This window comes from Pseudomonas sp. Je.1.5.c, from assembly GCF_051129895.1.
In the GTDB taxonomy this organism is placed as follows: Bacteria; Pseudomonadota; Gammaproteobacteria; order Pseudomonadales; family Pseudomonadaceae; genus Aquipseudomonas; species Aquipseudomonas urmiensis.
This window is the reverse complement of sequence record NZ_JBCPSP010000003.1, coordinates 144420-160920: the sequence shown is the minus strand read 5'-3', so window position 1 is coordinate 160920 and position 16501 is coordinate 144420. Positions and strand designations below refer to the sequence as shown.

Genomic DNA, 16501 nt, shown 5'->3' with positions numbered 1-16501 from the left:
GGGTGTTTTCTTTCCAACACTACCCATCATAAAGACCCCGCACCGCGGGGTCTTTTCATATCTGGAGTACTAACACATGAGTGGATTCTTCCACGGCGTCACCGTTACTAATGTCGATACCGGCGCGCGCAGCATTGCGCTGCCTTCTTCGTCGATCATCGGCCTGGTCGACACCTTCAGCGAAGGCGCTGGCATCAGTGCGAAGGCCAACGAGCTGGTGCTGATCACCAGTGAGCGCGAAGCGGTCGCGGCGTTCGGCCAGGACGCCGCCATCACCAAGGCCTGCCGGGCAATCTACAGCCGCGCCAAGGCCGTCATCGTCGCCTGTGGCGTAGCCAAGGTCGAAGACGCAGCCGAGCAGACCGCAGCCATCATCGGCGCGGTTCAAGCGGACGGCAAACGCACCGGCCTGCAAGCGCTACTCGACGGCAAGAGCCGCTTCAACGCCCAGCCACGCCTGCTGGTGGCGCCCCAGCACAGTGCCGTCGAGGCCGTTGGCACCGCCCTGGTCGCCCTGGCCGACAAACTGCGCGCCATCGCCATCATCGATGGGCCGAACACCACCGACGAGGCGGCCATCGCCTACGCTGGCAACTTTGGCGCCAAGCGAGCCTTCTTGGTCGACCCAGGCGTGCGTTACTGGGACAACGACGCCGAGGCCACCGTCGATGCACCAGGTTCGGCCTGGGTCGCCGGCCTGTTCGCCTGGACTGACAGCGAATACGGCTTCTGGGCCTCGCCGTCGAACAAGGAGTTCGTCGGTATCACGGGTACCCGCCGTCCGGTGGAGTTCCTCGATGGCGACGACAGCTGCCGCGCCAACCTGCTGAACAACGCCAACATCGCCACCATCATTCGCGACGACGGTTTCCGCCTGTGGGGCAACCGCACCCTGTCCAGCGATCCGAAATGGGCCTTCGTCACTCGTGTGCGGACCATGGACATCGTCATGGACGCGATTCTCTACGGCCACAAATGGGCAGTCGACCGGGCGATCACCGCCACCTACGTCAAGGACGTCACCGAGGGCCTGCAGGCCTTCATGCGCGACCTGAAGAACCAGGGCGCGATCATCAACTTCGAGGTCTACGCCGACCCTGAACTGAACACCGCCAGCCAACTGGAGCAGGGCAAGGTGTACTGGAACATCCGCTTCACCGATGTCCCGCCTGCCGAAAACCCCAATTTCCGCGTCGAAGTCACCAACCAGTGGCTGACCGAAGTCCTCGATTCCGCCGCTTAAGGAGCGCATCTACATGGCAATGATTCCCGAAACCCTGGCCAACCTGAACCTGTTCGTCGACGGCGTCAGCTTCCAGGGCGATGTACCCAGCCTGACCCTGCCCAAACTCACTCTGAAGATGGAAGAGCACCGCCCCGGCGGCATGGATATGCCGGTCGAGATGGACCAGGGCATGGAGAAACAGGAAGCCGCGTTCACCACGACCGGTGTGCGCCGCGAAGCCCTGAAGTTCTTCGGCCTAGCCGATGCCAGTGCCTTCAACGGCACCTTCCGCGGCGCCTTCAAGGGCCTCAAGGGCAAGATCAATCCAGTGGTGGTCACCCTGCGTGGCTCGCTCAAGGAAGTCGACATGGGCGACTGGAAATCTGGCGACAAGGCCGAGATCAAACACAGCGTCGCCGTCACCTACTACAAACTCGAAGTCGATGGCCGCCTGGTCTACGAGATCGATGCCCTGGGCATGAAGCGGGTGATCGACGGCGTCGACCAACTGGCCGCGCAACGTGCAGCCCTTGGCCTGTAAGGAGAACCGACATGGCTCAAGCGAAAAAGCTTCCGCAATGGCTGACCCTGAACGCTGAGCGGGTGACGGTGCGCTTGTCTCGTGCCAGCGAAGCCAACGGCGTACAGGTCGACAGCCTGTCGCTACGTGCGCCGACTGTGCGTGACATCCGCAATGCCCAAGCGGGTGGCGCGGGCGATGACGAGCAGCGTGAACTGAACCTGTTCGCCTCGCTGGCCGAGGTCGGCGTCAAGGACCTCGAAGGCCTGGCCCTGAAAGACTACAGCCGCTTGCAGAGCGGCTACTTTCGCCTGGTGCAGGACGACGAGCTTTGACCCGGCCCGGCAGAAAGCCGCTGCCAAGCGGCTGGCCAAGGAGCTGAACTTTTCCGCGAGCGAAATCATGACCATGTCGCACAGCGACATGGTCTGGTGGCTTTCGGAGTAACAGGAGGAACGGATGGCCGATACACAAGTATCCGCGCTCGGCACCGCCGTCACGCTTGCTCAGTCGCTGGGCATCACCTTCGACCTGCTGCGCCAACGGCTGGCGCCGCTGCGCAAGCAAGCGGATAGCATCCGCCTAGGGCGGATCAGCTCAGAGGTGTTTCGCCTGGGGCTTGAACTGGACAAGACCGGTCAAGTGGAGGGTGCGCTAGCGATTGATCAGGCTCAAACGCACGAGGCGCAGATCGACAGGCTCGAGCGGGAGGCCGCTGCCGTCGAGCGCTTGCAGCGCCGCTACCAGATCTTGGCACGCCAGGCGCTGATTGAGCCTGGCCCGTGGCAGATCCCCATGCCGCTGCCTGTAGCGACCCAGGCCAAGGCAGCACATGCAGCAACGTATGTATCCGACGCTGCACCGAACGCGGGCACTGCGAAGCCTGCCAAGCGCTCGGAGCTGCCCCAGGTGGAATTGAGTTTTGAGGCCTTTAAGGCCGAATCGAGATTGTTCGCTGTCAGGAGCGCTGTGTTTGCCACCGCTTGGGCTGGGTACCAAGCGAAGCAGAAGCTTTCACCTGAGCAAAAGCAGCGAGCGACAGAAGCGGTAAAAAGCAGGCGCAATATGGCTGCGGCTTCAGCAAGCTTGAAAGTCGTTGACTCGTTGGCCTCTGCTGAAAACGGCAAAGAGACTGCCAAGGGGATTGGCGGCGCCCTGGGTGAGTTGGGCGGCAGCCTGCTAGGGGCCGCACTGGGTGGCGTGATCGGCAAGAAAAAGGCTGACGACATCGGCGAGTTGGTCGGCGGTTACGTCGGGGAGAAGCTCGGTGGCATGGCCGGTGAGAGTCTCTACGAATTTTTTGCTGGCAAGGATTCGCCTGATCCAGCGCAAGGCCCAGGAAAAGTGCCGACATCACTTTCCCGGGTTGCTGAAGGACAGCAAACGGACACACCCGGACCGGCAATAGAAGAAGAGGAGGAGGAGGAAGAAATCGAAGACCAGGAGGGCGGCCAAGAGCAGGAACGGGCGCAGAACTCCACTTCGATCAACGCGCTTGCGCAACCGCCAGTAAGCGTCTTCGCAGATGCTACCCCTACCGGTGAGGCTAACCGAAACAACGCTTCAAGCAGCCCACGGCTTGGCTCTGCTGCGCCAAACCGGCTTGCGCAGATGGGCAGCGATACTGCCGCTGGCGACATCATCCCGGCGCAATCTATGCAACAAACCCATGTGCCCAGAATCCCTGGTGCAGGCAGCCAGTCTCCTGTGCCAGGCCAGCCATCGATGTTCAAGGCGGTCAGTGGCGCGCGCCCCTTGGCAAAAGGATTGCTCAAGCGTGTCCCAGGTGGCGCCCTGGTGGATGCCGGTCTGCAGATTGCCCAAACCTTCAGCAGTGAAGGCAGCTCGCAAGAAAAGCTCGAAGGTTACGGCACTGCCGTGGGTGGGCTGGGCGGCACCCTGGCCGGCGCCGCAGCCGGCGCCGCCATCGGCTCGGTAGTGCCGGTCATTGGTACGGCGATCGGAGGCCTGATCGGTGGGGCACTGGGCAGCATGGGCGGAGAAAGCGTCGGCGGCTGGCTGGCCAGAACCCTGTCCATGGGTTCCAGCCAAAATCCACCAGCCCCTGTCAGCGAGCAGCGCAAGGCACCTACCTCCGTGGGTGAGGCGGCGCGCAGGCTGGATACCGCCATTGAGCAGCCATCGATACCCGCTACGACAGTGCCGACTCCAGCAACCAGCCCCCGCCCGCCGATCAATCAGCAGTTCACCTTCACTGCCAACATGCCCCTGACGTTGAACACCACCCTCGATGACCCCTCGGTGCTGCAGCAAATGGAGGCAATTGCCCGGCGCACCCTGAGCGAGTTGATGGACCGGGCGCAGTCAGTGCAGTTGGCCGACACCCCCCACGTTGCCTGAGGACGCTTCATGACTTACCTGCAACAGCTACAAGCCGGGCTGCATGCCTTGGTCAAGGCCGGGGAGGCCGGGCGCCAGCGTGCCGATGCCATGCTTGACCCGCTCAACCAGGCCATCGACCACGTGCAGAGTGCGGCCTCAGATCTTGAAGGCCTGCCGGTAGTCGGGCCGGCGATTGGACTGCGGCTGCAGCGCACCTTGCGTGCGATCTCCGCAGCCCAGGCCAGGGTCGACAAGGCGATTGGCAAATACGACCAAACGCTGGGCGTAGTACGCCAGGTGCGTGAGCGCATCGATACCTTTGCCGAACATGCGGGCAAGGCGGGAGCGGCGATTCGTCGGGTGGTGGGCGAGGTACGTACGACGGTCAGTGACGCGCTGTCGACCTTGGGCTTTGCGCCTGACACCACACCCGCAGCGCAGGCGATCAAACCGTTTCCCCACCTGCTGGTGCTGCAACCACTCAAGCCTGGCGCTGCACCGTACTACTTCAACCTCGATACCGCCGCGTTCGATCAACTACGCCGGCAGACGCGTTTTCGCTGGGCCGGCCAGGAGCGCCTGAGCCGCGACAACGCGCAGCAGGCGGTCAGCCGCGGCGAGGAGACCATCAGCATTCGTGGCGCGATCTTCCCTGGTTTCAAAGGTGGCCTGGGCCAGCTGCAGACCTTGCGCGGTATTGGCCGCCAGTTGCTGCCGCTGTCGTTGATCACCGGCTACGGCGAGGTGCTTGGCACCTGGTGCTTGACCAGTATCGAGGAAGACCAGGCCAGCTTGCTGGCCGGCGGTATTCCACGCAAACAAGGATTCTCACTGGAGTTCGTCAGCTATGGCCAAGACCTGCATGACGTCTGAGGGCGATCTGCTCGATAGCCTCTGCCACCACTACTACGGCCATCTCAATGGCACGCTGGAGGCCGTGCTGGCCGCCAATCAGGGCCTGGCGGACGAGGCCCAACCGTTTCGCGCCGGTGTGCTCATCCTGCTGCCAGCCTTGGCGGCGCAAACCAGCGGCACGCTGCTGCTGTGGGATTGATAGAGGAGTCTTGTCATGCAACCGATCTTTCGCATCGTCGCCGATGGTCACGACATCACCGCACTGATCAACGACCGCCTGCTCCTGCTGCGCACCACGGATAAACCGGGCATGGAATCGGACGACTTCGAGTTGCGCATCGATGCCCGTGATGGCGCCGTGGCCCTGCCTGCGCGGGGTGCCTCGATCGAGGTGCAGTTGGGGTACGCCGGACAGCCACTGACTCGCCTGGGCCGCTACACGGTCGACGAGGTAGAACTGTCCGGCCCGCCCGACAGCCTGGTGATCCGTGGCAAGGCCAGTGACCTGTGCGGCAGCGGCAAGACCATTCGCAGCGGCAGCTGGGAGTTCGTCTCAGTGCAACAGATCGTCGCCCAGATCGCCGCGCGCAACGGCTGGCAGGCGGTGTGTCCGGTGCTCAGCCACGTCGACCGGGTCGATCAATACAGCGAGTCGGATCTCAATTTCATCACCCGCCTGGCACGGCTGTACGACTGCACCGCCAAGCTTGCCAACGGCCAACTGCTGGTGCTTCCCCGCCAAGCCGGGCAGAGCGCCAGTGGCAAGCCACTGGGGGTGGTTACCCTTGAGCGCAGCGCGGTCAGCCAGTGGCAGTTCAGGCTGGATAACAAGCACGCCCACAAAGCGGTGCGCACCCGTCACCAGGACAGTGCCAGCGGCGCCCTGCAAGTGGTCGAGCTGAACAACAGCGAGGTGCCGCCGGGTGATCAGCCGGTGCACACCGATCGCCATGTCTACCCCAACCGCAACGCTGCCGAGCAGGCCGCCAAGGCACGCCTGGCCAGCTTCAATCGCGCCACTGCCAGCGTGCGCCTGGACATGCCCGGGCGCACCGACTTGTTTGCCGAGCGCAGCATCGAGGCCACGGGCTTTATCGCCGGGCTCGATGGCCTGTACCTGATCGAGTCGGTGGAGCAGGTGTTCACCAGCTCAGGCTGGCGCACCACGGTGCAGTGCAATGGTGGCAAGGCGGGCAAGGCGCAGGCCAAGGGTGCGGCGTCGCGGCGGACCGCCTCGGTCAAGGCTTAGTACGTACCCTTGCACGGGTTTCCCTGTGCCCATGGTGATCAACCCTGGCTATTGTCGAGCGCATTCAAGTCACATCATCAGCCCAGGCTGGGCTTGGGCTTTGTTCGTTGTTGTCCACCAGGAGGTACCCCATGCTCACGGAGAGCCAACTCAAACAGATTTATCCTCTCGTCGGCCAACGAGCCGGCGCGTTTCTCGCACCACTCAACGAGGCCATGGCCCGTTGGGAGATCAATCATCCCAAGCGAATTGCCGCGTTTCTCGCCCAGGTTGGCCATGAGTCCGGCCAGCTGCGTTACGTAAAAGAGCTGGGGAGCGATCGCTATCTGGCACGCTATGACACCGGCAGCCTGGCCCTGCGCCTGGGCAATACGCCCCAGGCCGATGGCGATGGCCAGCTGTATTGCGGCCGTGGCCTGATCCAGGTCACCGGGCGCAACAATTACCAAGCCTGCAGCCGAGCCCTGTTCGGTGACGAGCGCTTGCTGGCACAACCGCAGATGCTCGAGCAGCCACGCTGGGCCTGTGAGTCGGCGGCCTGGTTCTGGCATTCACGCGGGCTCAATGCGCTGGCCGATCGCGGTGAGTTCAACCGCATTACCCGCCACATCAACGGCGGCCTCAATGGCCTGGATGACCGCCTCAAGCTGTGGGCGCGTGCCCGCGAGGTGCTGTGTTGAACCGTGTGCAGTTCGGGCTGTACGCGCTGCTGGTTGTGTTCTGTGTGGCGCTGGCCTGGCAAGTCCAGGCCTGGCGTTATGGCGGGCAACTGGCGCAGCAGGCCCAGCGGAATGAGCAGCAGCTGCGCGAGCAGGCGCTGCTGATCAATCGCCAGTTGCTGGCCGAGCGTGACCAGCGCCTGGGGCTTGAACAACGCCTGCATGACAGTGAATCGAGACATTTCCAGGAGCTTGCCGATGTACAGCAGACTCAAGTACGCCTGCGTGATCGCCTTGCTACTGCCGATCTGCGCTTGTCGGTCCTGGTCGAGCGCGACGCCGCCTGTGCCGGCGTGCCTGCCACCGCCGCCCCCGGCGGCATGGATCATGGCCCCGTACGCGCCCGACTTGACCCGGCGCATGCTCGAAGAATTATCGCCATCAGCGACGACGGTGATCGCGGACTGATCGCCCTGCGCGCCTGTCAGGACTACATTCGGGGCTTGCAGCACTGATCAGTCTTGCGCGTCGAACATTGGCACGCGCCTGGGGCCTTCATCCTTGCGCTTCAATTGACAAGGCCTCGGCGGGCGATACCATGGCGCGCCCTAATGACGTTCGCGTAAATACGCTGTGCGTGCGTCGCTTGGTTTGCGTGTAATGAACAGGATGTCATGAAGCCCAACACCCAGGCTGTATCGCTCAATCGCGCCCAGTGGCTGATCATTGTCACCAGCGCCTTGCCTATCTATGCCATTGCGCTGTGCTTGCCGACCCAGGCCCACGCCCAGGGCGAGCTGGCGCTGGTGCTGCAGCAGGTTCTGGAGCAACACCTGCTGGGCCGGGTGGGGCCTTGGTCGTCCAACTTTCCGCTCCAAGCCATGGCCGTCGGCAATTACATCGCGCTCGCCGCACCGCTGTTTGCCGTCGTTCTGGCACTGCTGTTGTGTCGATCCGTTGGCGCATTGCCGGCCCGGCTGCCCGTCCTGGCGTGGCATCGCTACCTGCTGATTTACGTGGGGTGGGCCTTGTTGGTCGGCTTCATGATTCACTACAACTACTTCACCTATGTCGACTTCGCCCAGCATCGCGCCAAGTTCCGTCTGTTTGGTCGCCACCCACTCCTATTCGCGGTGTTTGCCTCGAGCATGCTGCTGGCGCTCGAGTACTTGCTGTTAATCAGTTACCTGCTTTTCATTCATTTTCCGGCCCGCTGGCTGGCGCAGCGTCTGGGCAAGACCTGGCAGTAACCAGCCCGGAAACTGTCTGCTAGGGTAGTGGCCAATCTTCACAGGAGCCCGTCATGGACCCGATCACTGTTCTTTCCGCCCGTCTTGGCGAGCACATGCGCCGCTTCAATGCCCAGGTGAGCACGGCTGAGTCGTGCACGGGCGGTGGCATCGCCGAGGCCATCACGCGTGTCTCCGGCAGTTCGGCCTGGTTCGAAGCAGGTTATGTGACCTATTCCAATCGACAGAAAACCCGCCAGCTGGGCGTGCCCGAGGTGTTGTTCGGCCAGGTTGGGGCGGTCAGCCAGGAAGTGGTCGAGGCCATGGTGCGTGGCGCCCAGGCCGCCAGCGGGGCACGCTTTGCCGTGGCGGTCAGCGGCGTGGCCGGGCCCGACGGCGGCTCACCGGCCAAACCGGTAGGCACCGTATGGCTGGCCTGGGCCGACGGCAGCCGTGTATGCAGCGAGCGCCGCCACTTCGACGGCGACCGCGAAGCGGTGCGCCGACAAACGGTGATCGCCGCGTTAGACGGCTTGTTACAGCTTGGTGCCGAGTAATTCGACAACAGGGGTTTGCGGAAATGCATCCCTGTGGAATAATACTGGCTACTTATACAGTTATTCCGGCCATACAGGGCCAGTCGATCACGTGAGGATTTCAATGGACGACAACAAGAAGCGCGCCTTGGCTGCGGCCCTGGGTCAGATCGAACGCCAATTCGGCAAAGGCGCAGTCATGCGCATGGGCGATCAGGAACGTACCGGTATCCCGGCTATCTCCACTGGTTCGCTGGGGCTGGACATCGCCCTGGGCATTGGCGGTCTGCCAAAAGGCCGTATCGTCGAGATCTACGGCCCGGAGTCTTCGGGTAAAACCACGCTGACCCTGTCGGTCATCGCCGAAGCCCAGAAAAATGGCGCTACCTGTGCCTTCGTCGACGCCGAGCATGCCCTCGATCCTGAATACGCCGGCAAGCTGGGCGTCAATGTCGACGACCTGCTGGTCTCGCAGCCGGACACCGGCGAGCAAGCCCTGGAAATCACTGACATGCTGGTGCGCTCCAACGCGGTTGACGTGATCATCGTCGACTCCGTGGCTGCTCTGGTACCCAAGGCCGAGATCGAAGGCGAAATGGGTGACATGCACGTGGGCCTGCAGGCCCGTCTGATGTCCCAGGCGCTGCGTAAAATCACCGGTAACATCAAGAACGCCAACTGCCTGGTCATCTTCATCAACCAGATCCGTATGAAGATCGGCGTGATGTTCGGCAGCCCGGAAACCACCACCGGTGGTAACGCCCTGAAGTTCTACGCCTCGGTGCGCCTGGACATCCGCCGTACCGGCGCCGTCAAGGAAGGCGACGAAGTGGTGGGTAGCGAAACCCGCGTGAAGATCGTCAAGAACAAGGTCTCGCCGCCATTCCGCCAAGCTGAGTTCCAGATCCTCTACGGCAAGGGCATCTACCGCAACGGCGAGATTATCGACCTGGGTGTTGCTCACGGCTTCGTGGAGAAATCCGGCGCCTGGTACAGCTACCAAGGCAACAAGATTGGCCAAGGCAAGGCGAACGCGGCCAAGTACCTGCAAGAGAACCCGGCCATCGGTGCCGAACTCGAGAAGCAGATCCGCGACAAGCTGCTCAACGTCGGTGCCGTTGCCGCTGCAGGCAAGGCTGCTGCCGCTGATGCCGGTGCGGATGACCTGGCTGACGCCGAAGCGGGTTATTGATCTACCGCTATGTCCGTCGTACTCGACACCCCCGTCGCCGTCCGACGGACAGCCATGGACCTGCTCGCACGTCGCGAGCATGGTCGGGTCGAACTGACGCGCAAACTGCGTCAGCGCGGCGCTTCGGATGAGTTGATCGAGCCCGCGCTCGATCGGCTCGCCGAAGAAGGGCTGCTCAGTGAAGCCCGTTATCTCGAGAGTTTCATTTCCTATCGCTCCAACGCCGGTTATGGCCCCGCACGTATTCGTGAGGAGCTTGGCCAGCGTGGTCTGGATCGAGGCGATGTTGAACAGGCCCTGCGCGAAAGCGGAGTGGACTGGGCGGCCCGCTTGCAGGATCTCTGGCAGCGCAAGTTTGCCGGGCAGCGTCCCGTCGATCCGCGCAGTCGTGCCCAGCAGACACGCTTTCTCGCCTACCGTGGGTTTTCCATGGAGATGATCGGCCGCCTGTTGAGCGGCCGAGATTTGGATGACTACTAGTTTGCTGCTTGGCTGACTTTAAGCGCTTCACGCGCCCTCTGGGTGGTATGCATCGGCTGCGGTTTGGCCCAGTTCTCTGGCAGGTTGATGAAGTCCACCAGCTCCCGTAGGCGACCTTGATCACGGCCGTTGAAGGCGAACGTGAGCCGAGTCAAATGGCTGTAGTTGCCCACCTCATGTTCCACGTTGGTATCTGGCTGTTGGTGGTATTTGCCACTCAGGCGCAGGTCAGCGAATCCCTCCTGAATGTCGTACAGCGCCGCTTCGCTGAGCGGATGGTGCATGCGGACCACGAACTGATTTTTCAGCCAGCGGCTTGAGTGATAGTTGCTGTAGAACTGGTTGATCTCTTCCACTGCCTCATCGGCACTGTGCACCAGGCGCACCAGCTTGAGGTCGGTGGGAAGGATGTAGCGGTTCTCCTCCAGTTGTCGGCTGATGAAGTTCAGACAGTCTTGCCAGAAGCTGCCACCTGGGGAATCGAGCAATACCACTGGCACCAGCGGGCTCTTGCCGGTCTGAATCAGGGTCAGCACTTCCAGCGCCTCATCGAGCGTACCGAAGCCGCCCGGACACAGTACCAAGCCATCGGCCTCTTTGACGAAGAACAACTTGCGGATAAAGAAGAAGTGGAACGGCAGCAGCCTGTCGGTGCCATCCACCGTCGGGTTGGCGTGTTGCTCGAAGGGCAGGGTGATGTTGAACCCCAGGCTGTGCTCGCTGCCAGCCCCCTCGTGGGCGGCGGCCATGATGCCGCCGCCGGCACCGGTAATCACCATCAAATCCGAACGGGCCAAGGTTGCCCCCAGCTCGCGTGCCAAGGCGTACATCGGATGTTCAATAGGGGTACGGGCAGAGCCGAACACGGTGACTTTGCGCCGCCCGCGGTAGCGTTCGAGCATGCGGAAAGAATGATCAAGCTCGCGCAGGGCCTGCAGGGTGATCTTGGCGTTCCAGCGATTGCTGTCGTCATGGGCCATGCGCAGGATGGTCAGCATCATGTCGCGGTACAGCGGCAGGTTGGCGCTGGTAGGTGCAACCAGTTGCAGTTGCTCGTCGATCTTGCTCAGGTCGATCCCGTTGTCCCTGAAGTGTTTGAACAGAAGCTCATTGGGTTGGTAAGGCATTCAACGTCTCCTTCTGCAGCAAAACCTCTGACCGGGCCGATGGTGATGCCCGGCCGCGACACTGCGTGTGTCGCTGGCTGCTGTGGCTCGAGTGTGCCCCCCGAGCGTTGCAGTAGGCCTTCAAGGCCATGATGCAGTGGTGGTAAGTCCATCTCGTTGTTGTACTGCAAGTAACGCAACGCCGCGTGCCCGGCCATGCTCGCCGGAAATTCGCAGGTGTTGGTTATCAATCTAGACGCTGGCGCATGATCGTGCCGCAATGGCTGGCTGATCGCCGCTGGTCGGATGGCCTCCAACCGCTGTGCGGCTTTGGTTAACTGGGGGCAGAGGGCTCGATGCGGGAGGTGGCCACATGCATCGTTTGGTCATCGAAGTGGATCAGCAGTTGTACAAGCTGCTGGAGAACGCGGCCCGGGCTCATCACCTGAGCCTTGAAGCAGAATGCCGGCGCAGGTTGGGTAGCGGCGAAGTACATTCGCGCTACCTTCAGGCCTTGTTGGCTGAGTTGCGCGCCGAGGAAGAGCAGCGGCGCGCCAAGTGAAGCGATCAGATGGCCTGGATCACTTGCTCTTTTTGCTGCCAGCCGCGCAACTGGCGGCATCGAACGCTTGATCCATAACCGGGCTGTTGCTCTTGTACACGGTAAAGCGATAGACCAGCACTGCGCCTTTGGACAGCAGGTTGCGATAGCCGTTGTTCCTGCACACGCTGTCGCCGAGCTGGCTGCGCACCTGTTGCGGGTTGGACTGCATGCGCTCGGCATGTTCCTGACGCACGCTCAGGTGATTGACCAGCGCCTTGCCTTCAACGGTGTAGCCCTGATCGAGGATGTCTTCGTTGATCGCACGCGGGGTGCCAACGCTGCTTTCCTTGGCGACCTTCTGCAGCAACTGGTTCAGCTCGTAGTCCTGCTTGGAAGCCGCCTGGGCCGCCAGGGGCAGGGTGAGCAGAAGGCTCAGGGTCGGGACGATAAGACGCAGCATGAATCTCTCCTGGTTCGATGACTGGCACTTTGACCTGCGCCGGCGGGCGGCGTTCCATCAAACCTCGCCTGCGCGGGGTTAATCCAGGCCGCCAAAGCGCCAATTATAAGGGAGCCGCTGGCACACCTGCACGGCAAATGACCTGCGCTCTGGTAGACTGTCGCTTTATTCGCCCCGAGTTGTCGAAGTGTCCATTCCTTCCCTGTCCCCAGGCTTGCCGTCATGAGTCACGCGGTCGCGCGCCTGCGCGCCGAGCGTCTGGCGCGCAGCATCAAACCCTTCGTTGCGCGTGGTTCGCGAGCGGTACGCTGCAACGATTGCCGAGTGATCGCCAGCCATTGCCTGTGCGCCTTGAAGCCCAAGGTCAATGCCAATGCTGGCGTATGCCTGCTGATGCATGACACCGAGCCACTGAAGCCGACTAACACCGGTTGGTTGATTGCCGACCTGGTCGAAGACACCTCGGCCTTTGGCTGGCAGCGCACGGCGGTCGACCCAGGCTTGCTGGCGCTGCTCGATCAGCCGCAGTGGCAGCCCTACATCGTCTTCCCTGGCGAGTTCGTCGCCCAGGAGCGCGTGGTCAGTGAAGTCAGCTTGGCGCCGGGCAAACGGCCGCTGTTCATCTTGCTCGACGCGACCTGGACCGAGGCGCGCAAGATGTTTCGCAAAAGCCCCTACCTGGATCGCTTCCCGGTGCTTAGCCTTGAGGCCGAGCAGATGTCGCGCTACCGCCTGCGCCGTTCCAAGCGCGATGACCACTTCTGCACCGCGGAAGTGGCGGCGATGTGCCTGGATCTGGCAGGTGATGGCCAGGCCTCGCAAGCCCTGGATGCCTACCTGGATGTGTTCAGCCTGCATTACTTGAGTGCCAAGCGCCATTTGCCGCTGGACATGCAGGATGACCCTCATCAACGTTTGCATACCTTCCTATAGTCCAAGGGGCAGGGATGGCATATTGGTTCATAATGACCACGCTGGCAGCCAGGGTGGGCGGGTACGGCGGGCTTGACCACCCGGACCGTGCTCGGCATTCTTGGCGCCGTTTCGGGCACGACGAAGCTGCTGTTACCCCGGACTTCGCCGTGCCTTACCGGCCGGCGGCCCTGCCGTTCGCGCCTTGAGTTGCCTGTCAGGCGGCGCACCTATCCCTCACGCGCCTGGCACAGAACAGGATCAACAGATCGATGGCCACTTACGAAATCCTGATTGCCGATGACCACCCGCTGTTTCGCAGCGCCCTGCGCCAAGCCGTTACCCTCGGCCTTGGCCCGGATGTACGCCTGGTAGAAGTGGCGAGCATCGCCGAGCTGGAAACCCGCCTGACCGAAAAGTCCGACTGGGACTTGGTCCTGCTCGACTTGAACATGCCGGGGGCCTATGGCTTCTCCGGGCTGGTCCTGCTGCGCGGGCAGTACCCGCAGATTCCGGTGGTGATGGTGTCGGCCCAGGAAGAAGCCGCGGTGGTGGTCAAGTCGCGCGAGTTCGGCGCCAGCGGCTTCATTCCCAAGTCGAGCCCGCTGGAGGTGATCCAGGACGCCGTGCAGAAGGTGCTCGACGGCGAGGTGTGGTGGCCGCCGCAGGCCTTTGACAAGGTCGATGTCTCGCCTGAAGCCAAGGCCGCCAGCGAGGGCCTGGCCAGCCTGACTCCGCAGCAGTTCCGCGTGCTGACCATGGTCTGCGAAGGTTTGCTGAACAAGCAGATCGCCTATGAGCTGAGCGTCTCGGAGGCGACCATCAAGGCCCACGTGACGGCGATCTTCCGCAAACTCGGCGTACGTACCCGGACCCAGGCCGCGCTGCTCTTGCAACAGCTTGAATCAGTTGCCAGCAGCTAAAGCGCGCGAGCTTCACGCTTTTTTGACCCGTATTCCTATAGCCTGCTGGCCTTTCATCGGTGAAGTGACGCACATGTCGCCATTCAAGGGCCAGACCGGCCTCAAACGTATCTTCAATGCCGCCGGCTATTCGCTGGACGGCCTGCGCGCGGCCTTCAAGGGCGAAGCCGCTTTCCGCCAGTTGGTCCTGCTCAATGTGCTGCTGATTCCGACCGCCTTCTGGCTGCCGGTCAGCCGCGCCGAGCGAGCCATCATGATCGCCGTGTGCATGCTGGGCTTGGTCGTCGAGTTGTTCAACTCTGCAGTTGAGGCTGCTATCGACCGCATCTCGCTGGAGCGCCACCCACTGTCGAAGAATGCCAAGGACATGGGTAGCGCTGCGCAGCTGGTGTCACTGGTCATGGTGGCGCTGGTCTGGGGCGTGATCCTGCTCTAGGCGATTGGCGGCAATACGATCTCGTCACTGCGCCTTACCCCGGCGGTGAAGCTGCGGCACAGTTCCAGGAACTCGCGCATGGCGGAAGTCTGGTACTTCTGCTTGTGCCAGATGAAGTAGAACTGGCGCGACAGGTCTAGCTCGGGCGTTTCCACCGGCACCAGGCTGCCGCGGCGGAACGCATCGCGCAGGGCCAGGCGCGAGATGCAGCCGATACCCAGGCCCGACTCGACGGCGCGCTTGATCGCCTCGGTGTGCTCCAGCTCCAGGCGGATATTGAGGTTGGCGCGCTGGTGGCGCATTTCCTGGTCGAAGGTCAGGCGAGTGCCGGAGCCCTGCTCGCGCAGGATCCACGCTTCCTGGGACAGCGTTTCGATGTCCGCCCGGCCGAGCTTGGCCAAGGGATGCTGCGGCGCACAGAACACCACCAGCTCGTCCTCCACCCAGGGCTGCACTTCAAGATCGGGGTGGTTGCAATCGCCTTCGATCAGACCCAAATCAATTTCGTAGTGGGCTACCTGTTGCACAATGTGCGCAGTGTTTTGCACATGCAGCTTGACCTGGCTTTCTGGGTGCACCTGCATGAAGCTGCCGATCAGCAGGGTAGCGAGGTAGTTGCCGATGGTCAGGGTGGCGCCGACCGAGAGTGAGCCAAAGCCGGACTTGCCATTGAGCAGGTCTTCGATCTCCTTGGCCTGGTCGAGCAGGGCAACGGCCTGGGGCAGCAACTGATGGCCCAGGGCGTTGAGGCTCAGGCGTTTACCGGCGCGGTCGAACAGCTGGCAGCTGGACTGGCGCTCCAGTTCGGTAATCGAGGTACTAGCGGCCGATTGCGACAACGCCAGCACACCGGCGGCTTTGGACACGCTTTGATGCTGAGCCACGGCGACGAACACTTGAAGCTGGCGTAAGGTGAATCGCATATCTATATAACCGATAAGACATATCTTGATAATCCATTTAACAGATATTGTCGCTGCCCCTAAACTATCGCGCAACTGTGCGCTTGGTCCGCGCTGCGTATTTCTTCAGGAGTCACCTTAGATGAGCAACATGAACCACGAACGTGTCCTCAGTGTTCACCACTGGAACGACACCCTGTTCAGCTTCAAGTGCACCCGTGATCCGGGCCTGCGCTTTGAGAACGGTCAGTTCGTGATGATCGGCCTGCAGCAGGAGACCGGTCGTCCGCTCATGCGCGCCTACTCCATCGCTTCGCCGAACTGGGAAGAGCATCTGGAATTCTTCAGCATCAAGGTGCCTGACGGTCCGCTGACCTCCCAGCTGCAGCACCTGAAGGAAGGCGACGAGATCATCATCAGCAAGAAGCCTACCGGCACGCTGGTTCTTGATGACCTGAACCCGGGCAAGCACCTGTACCTGCTGAGCACCGGCACTGGCCTGGCGCCGTTCATGAGCGTCATCCAGGACCCAGAAACCTACGAGCGTTTCGAAAAGGTGATCCTGGTTCACGGCGTACGCTACGTCAACGAAGTGGCGTACCGCGAGTTCATCACCGAGCACCTGCCGCAGAACGAGTTCTTCGGCGAGGCGGTGCGTGACAAGCTGATCTACTACCCGACCGTGACCCGTGAGCCGTTCGAGAACCAAGGCCGTCTGACCGACCTGATGCGCAGCGGCAAACTGTTCAGCGACATCGGCCTGCCACCGATCAACCCGCAGGACGACCGCGCCATGATCTGCGGCAGCCCGAGCATGCTCGACGAAACCAGCGAAGTGCTCGACAGCTTCGGCCTGAAGATTTCGGCGCGTATGCGTGAGCCGGGTGACTACCTGATCGAGCGTGCTTTCGTCGAGAAGTAAGGCGAAAG

21 protein-coding genes are annotated in these 16501 nt (G+C 62.1%); 18 read left to right on the top strand and 3 right to left on the bottom strand.

The genetic code is table 11. From position 1 onward, the window contains the following. Positions 1-76: 76 nt before the first annotated feature. The 13 genes from AAZU54_RS04300 to recX all read left to right on the top strand — a co-directional run bounded on the left by AAZU54_RS04300 (position 77) and on the right by recX (position 10288). Positions 77-1243, top strand: a complete 1167-nt coding sequence (locus AAZU54_RS04300; RefSeq protein WP_186555397.1) for a phage tail sheath subtilisin-like domain-containing protein — start codon at positions 77-79, stop codon at positions 1241-1243. Between the two features lie 13 nt (positions 1244-1256). Further along, complete coding sequence (locus tag AAZU54_RS04295) at positions 1257-1766, top strand: phage major tail tube protein (RefSeq protein WP_186555396.1); 510 nt, start codon at positions 1257-1259, stop codon at positions 1764-1766. A gap of 11 nt (positions 1767-1777) precedes the next feature. Beyond that, positions 1778-2080, top strand: a complete 303-nt coding sequence (locus AAZU54_RS04290) for a phage tail assembly protein (RefSeq protein ID WP_186555395.1) — start codon at positions 1778-1780, stop codon at positions 2078-2080. Between the two features lie 124 nt (positions 2081-2204). Further along, the gene (locus tag AAZU54_RS04285; protein WP_434726642.1) at positions 2205-4106 is read left to right on the top strand and encodes a hypothetical protein; all 1902 of its coding nucleotides are present in this window, start codon (positions 2205-2207) and stop codon (positions 4104-4106) included. A 9-nt stretch (positions 4107-4115) separates the two neighbouring features. Continuing rightward, positions 4116-4961: a phage tail protein gene (locus tag AAZU54_RS04280; RefSeq protein ID WP_434726641.1), complete on the top strand. Its 846-nt coding sequence runs from the start codon at positions 4116-4118 to the stop codon at positions 4959-4961. Continuing rightward, positions 4936-5142, top strand: a complete 207-nt coding sequence (locus tag AAZU54_RS04275) for a tail protein X (protein WP_186555392.1) — start codon at positions 4936-4938, stop codon at positions 5140-5142. Before AAZU54_RS04280 ends, AAZU54_RS04275 begins: the two co-directional genes overlap by 26 nt. 15 nt (positions 5143-5157) lie before the next feature. Beyond that, positions 5158-6192, top strand: coding sequence for a phage late control D family protein (locus AAZU54_RS04270; RefSeq protein ID WP_186555391.1), 1035 nt, complete (start codon positions 5158-5160; stop codon positions 6190-6192). 131 nt (positions 6193-6323) lie between these two features. Next, positions 6324-6872, top strand: coding sequence for a glycoside hydrolase family 19 protein (locus AAZU54_RS04265; protein WP_186555390.1), 549 nt, complete (start codon positions 6324-6326; stop codon positions 6870-6872). Continuing rightward, on the top strand, positions 6866-7366 hold the full coding sequence (locus AAZU54_RS04260; RefSeq protein WP_434726640.1) for a lysis protein: 501 nt from the start codon (positions 6866-6868) through the stop codon (positions 7364-7366). Before AAZU54_RS04265 ends, AAZU54_RS04260 begins: the two co-directional genes overlap by 7 nt. Positions 7367-7525: 159 nt before the next feature. Next, positions 7526-8101 (top strand): hypothetical protein, encoded by a 576-nt coding sequence (locus tag AAZU54_RS04255; protein WP_434726639.1) that lies wholly within the window; start codon positions 7526-7528, stop codon positions 8099-8101. A 53-nt stretch (positions 8102-8154) separates the two neighbouring features. After that, complete coding sequence (locus AAZU54_RS04250; RefSeq protein WP_368971507.1) at positions 8155-8637, top strand: CinA family protein; 483 nt, start codon at positions 8155-8157, stop codon at positions 8635-8637. A gap of 103 nt (positions 8638-8740) precedes the next feature. Continuing rightward, positions 8741-9808 carry a recombinase RecA gene (recA, locus tag AAZU54_RS04245; protein ID WP_186555386.1) on the top strand — a complete coding sequence of 356 codons (1068 nt, stop codon included), beginning with the start codon at positions 8741-8743 and terminating at the stop codon, positions 9806-9808. A gap of 9 nt (positions 9809-9817) precedes the next feature. Beyond that, positions 9818-10288, top strand: a complete 471-nt coding sequence (recX, locus tag AAZU54_RS04240; RefSeq protein WP_434726638.1) for a recombination regulator RecX — start codon at positions 9818-9820, stop codon at positions 10286-10288. On the opposite strand, the gene AAZU54_RS04235 is transcribed toward recX, so the two are convergent. Next, complete coding sequence (locus AAZU54_RS04235; RefSeq protein WP_434726637.1) at positions 10285-11415, bottom strand: LOG family protein; 1131 nt, start codon at positions 11413-11415, stop codon at positions 10285-10287. The genes recX and AAZU54_RS04235 overlap by 4 nt on opposite strands. A 352-nt stretch (positions 11416-11767) precedes the next feature. On the opposite strand from AAZU54_RS04235, the gene AAZU54_RS04230 reads away from it, so the two are divergent. After that, entirely contained in the window at positions 11768-11956 is a 189-nt protein-coding gene (locus AAZU54_RS04230; protein WP_186555383.1) for a hypothetical protein, read from the top strand. 19 nt (positions 11957-11975) lie between these two features. Here the strand turns inward: AAZU54_RS04230 and AAZU54_RS04225 are convergent, their stop codons facing one another. Then, positions 11976-12398 (bottom strand): quorum-sensing-regulated virulence factor family protein, encoded by a 423-nt coding sequence (locus tag AAZU54_RS04225; RefSeq protein ID WP_186555382.1) that lies wholly within the window; start codon positions 12396-12398, stop codon positions 11976-11978. Positions 12399-12620: 222 nt separating this feature from the next. On the opposite strand from AAZU54_RS04225, the gene AAZU54_RS04220 reads away from it, so the two are divergent. The 3 genes from AAZU54_RS04220 (at position 12621) to AAZU54_RS04210 (ending at position 14669) form a co-directional block, all read left to right on the top strand. Next, a complete protein-coding gene (locus AAZU54_RS04220; protein WP_186555381.1) occupies positions 12621-13331 on the top strand; it encodes a tRNA-uridine aminocarboxypropyltransferase in 711 nt (236 codons plus the stop codon). Positions 13332-13582: 251 nt separating this feature from the next. Further along, entirely contained in the window at positions 13583-14233 is a 651-nt protein-coding gene (gene erdR, locus AAZU54_RS04215) for a response regulator transcription factor ErdR (RefSeq protein WP_264236136.1), read from the top strand. 73 nt (positions 14234-14306) lie between these two features. Further along, positions 14307-14669, top strand: coding sequence for a diacylglycerol kinase (locus AAZU54_RS04210; RefSeq protein WP_186555379.1), 363 nt, complete (start codon positions 14307-14309; stop codon positions 14667-14669). Here AAZU54_RS04210 and finR read toward each other — a convergent pair. Then, positions 14666-15592 (bottom strand): LysR family transcriptional regulator FinR, encoded by a 927-nt coding sequence (finR, locus tag AAZU54_RS04205; RefSeq protein WP_186555378.1) that lies wholly within the window; start codon positions 15590-15592, stop codon positions 14666-14668. The genes AAZU54_RS04210 and finR overlap by 4 nt on opposite strands. Positions 15593-15713: 121 nt before the next feature. Here finR and fpr point away from each other — a divergent pair, with 121 nt between their 5' ends. Continuing rightward, a complete protein-coding gene (gene fpr / locus AAZU54_RS04200; RefSeq protein WP_186555377.1) occupies positions 15714-16493 on the top strand; it encodes a ferredoxin-NADP reductase in 780 nt (259 codons plus the stop codon). The last annotated feature ends 8 nt before the right edge of the window (positions 16494-16501 follow it).

What these genes read in the sequence shown, in the direction of transcription:
- AAZU54_RS04300 (WP_186555397.1), top strand. Translation starts at nt 77, where the DNA reads ATGAGTGGATTCTTCCACGGCGTCACCGTTACTAATGTCGATACCGGC.
- AAZU54_RS04295 (WP_186555396.1), top strand. Translation starts at nt 1,257, where the DNA reads ATGGCAATGATTCCCGAAACCCTGGCCAACCTGAACCTGTTCGTCGAC.
- AAZU54_RS04290 (WP_186555395.1), top strand. Translation starts at nt 1,778, where the DNA reads ATGGCTCAAGCGAAAAAGCTTCCGCAATGGCTGACCCTGAACGCTGAG.
- AAZU54_RS04285 (WP_434726642.1), top strand. Translation starts at nt 2,205, where the DNA reads ATGGCCGATACACAAGTATCCGCGCTCGGCACCGCCGTCACGCTTGCT.
- AAZU54_RS04280 (WP_434726641.1), top strand. Translation starts at nt 4,116, where the DNA reads ATGACTTACCTGCAACAGCTACAAGCCGGGCTGCATGCCTTGGTCAAG.
- AAZU54_RS04275 (WP_186555392.1), top strand. Translation starts at nt 4,936, where the DNA reads ATGGCCAAGACCTGCATGACGTCTGAGGGCGATCTGCTCGATAGCCTC.
- AAZU54_RS04270 (WP_186555391.1), top strand. Translation starts at nt 5,158, where the DNA reads ATGCAACCGATCTTTCGCATCGTCGCCGATGGTCACGACATCACCGCA.
- AAZU54_RS04265 (WP_186555390.1), top strand. Translation starts at nt 6,324, where the DNA reads ATGCTCACGGAGAGCCAACTCAAACAGATTTATCCTCTCGTCGGCCAA.
- AAZU54_RS04255 (WP_434726639.1), top strand. Translation starts at nt 7,526, where the DNA reads ATGAAGCCCAACACCCAGGCTGTATCGCTCAATCGCGCCCAGTGGCTG.
- AAZU54_RS04250 (WP_368971507.1), top strand. Translation starts at nt 8,155, where the DNA reads ATGGACCCGATCACTGTTCTTTCCGCCCGTCTTGGCGAGCACATGCGC.
- recA (WP_186555386.1), top strand. Translation starts at nt 8,741, where the DNA reads ATGGACGACAACAAGAAGCGCGCCTTGGCTGCGGCCCTGGGTCAGATC.
- recX (WP_434726638.1), top strand. Translation starts at nt 9,818, where the DNA reads ATGTCCGTCGTACTCGACACCCCCGTCGCCGTCCGACGGACAGCCATG.
- AAZU54_RS04235 (WP_434726637.1), bottom strand. Translation starts at nt 11,415, where the DNA reads ATGCCTTACCAACCCAATGAGCTTCTGTTCAAACACTTCAGGGACAAC.
- AAZU54_RS04230 (WP_186555383.1), top strand. Translation starts at nt 11,768, where the DNA reads ATGCATCGTTTGGTCATCGAAGTGGATCAGCAGTTGTACAAGCTGCTG.
- AAZU54_RS04225 (WP_186555382.1), bottom strand. Translation starts at nt 12,398, where the DNA reads ATGCTGCGTCTTATCGTCCCGACCCTGAGCCTTCTGCTCACCCTGCCC.
- AAZU54_RS04220 (WP_186555381.1), top strand. Translation starts at nt 12,621, where the DNA reads ATGAGTCACGCGGTCGCGCGCCTGCGCGCCGAGCGTCTGGCGCGCAGC.
- erdR (WP_264236136.1), top strand. Translation starts at nt 13,583, where the DNA reads ATGGCCACTTACGAAATCCTGATTGCCGATGACCACCCGCTGTTTCGC.
- AAZU54_RS04210 (WP_186555379.1), top strand. Translation starts at nt 14,307, where the DNA reads ATGTCGCCATTCAAGGGCCAGACCGGCCTCAAACGTATCTTCAATGCC.
- finR (WP_186555378.1), bottom strand. Translation starts at nt 15,592, where the DNA reads ATGCGATTCACCTTACGCCAGCTTCAAGTGTTCGTCGCCGTGGCTCAG.
- fpr (WP_186555377.1), top strand. Translation starts at nt 15,714, where the DNA reads ATGAGCAACATGAACCACGAACGTGTCCTCAGTGTTCACCACTGGAAC.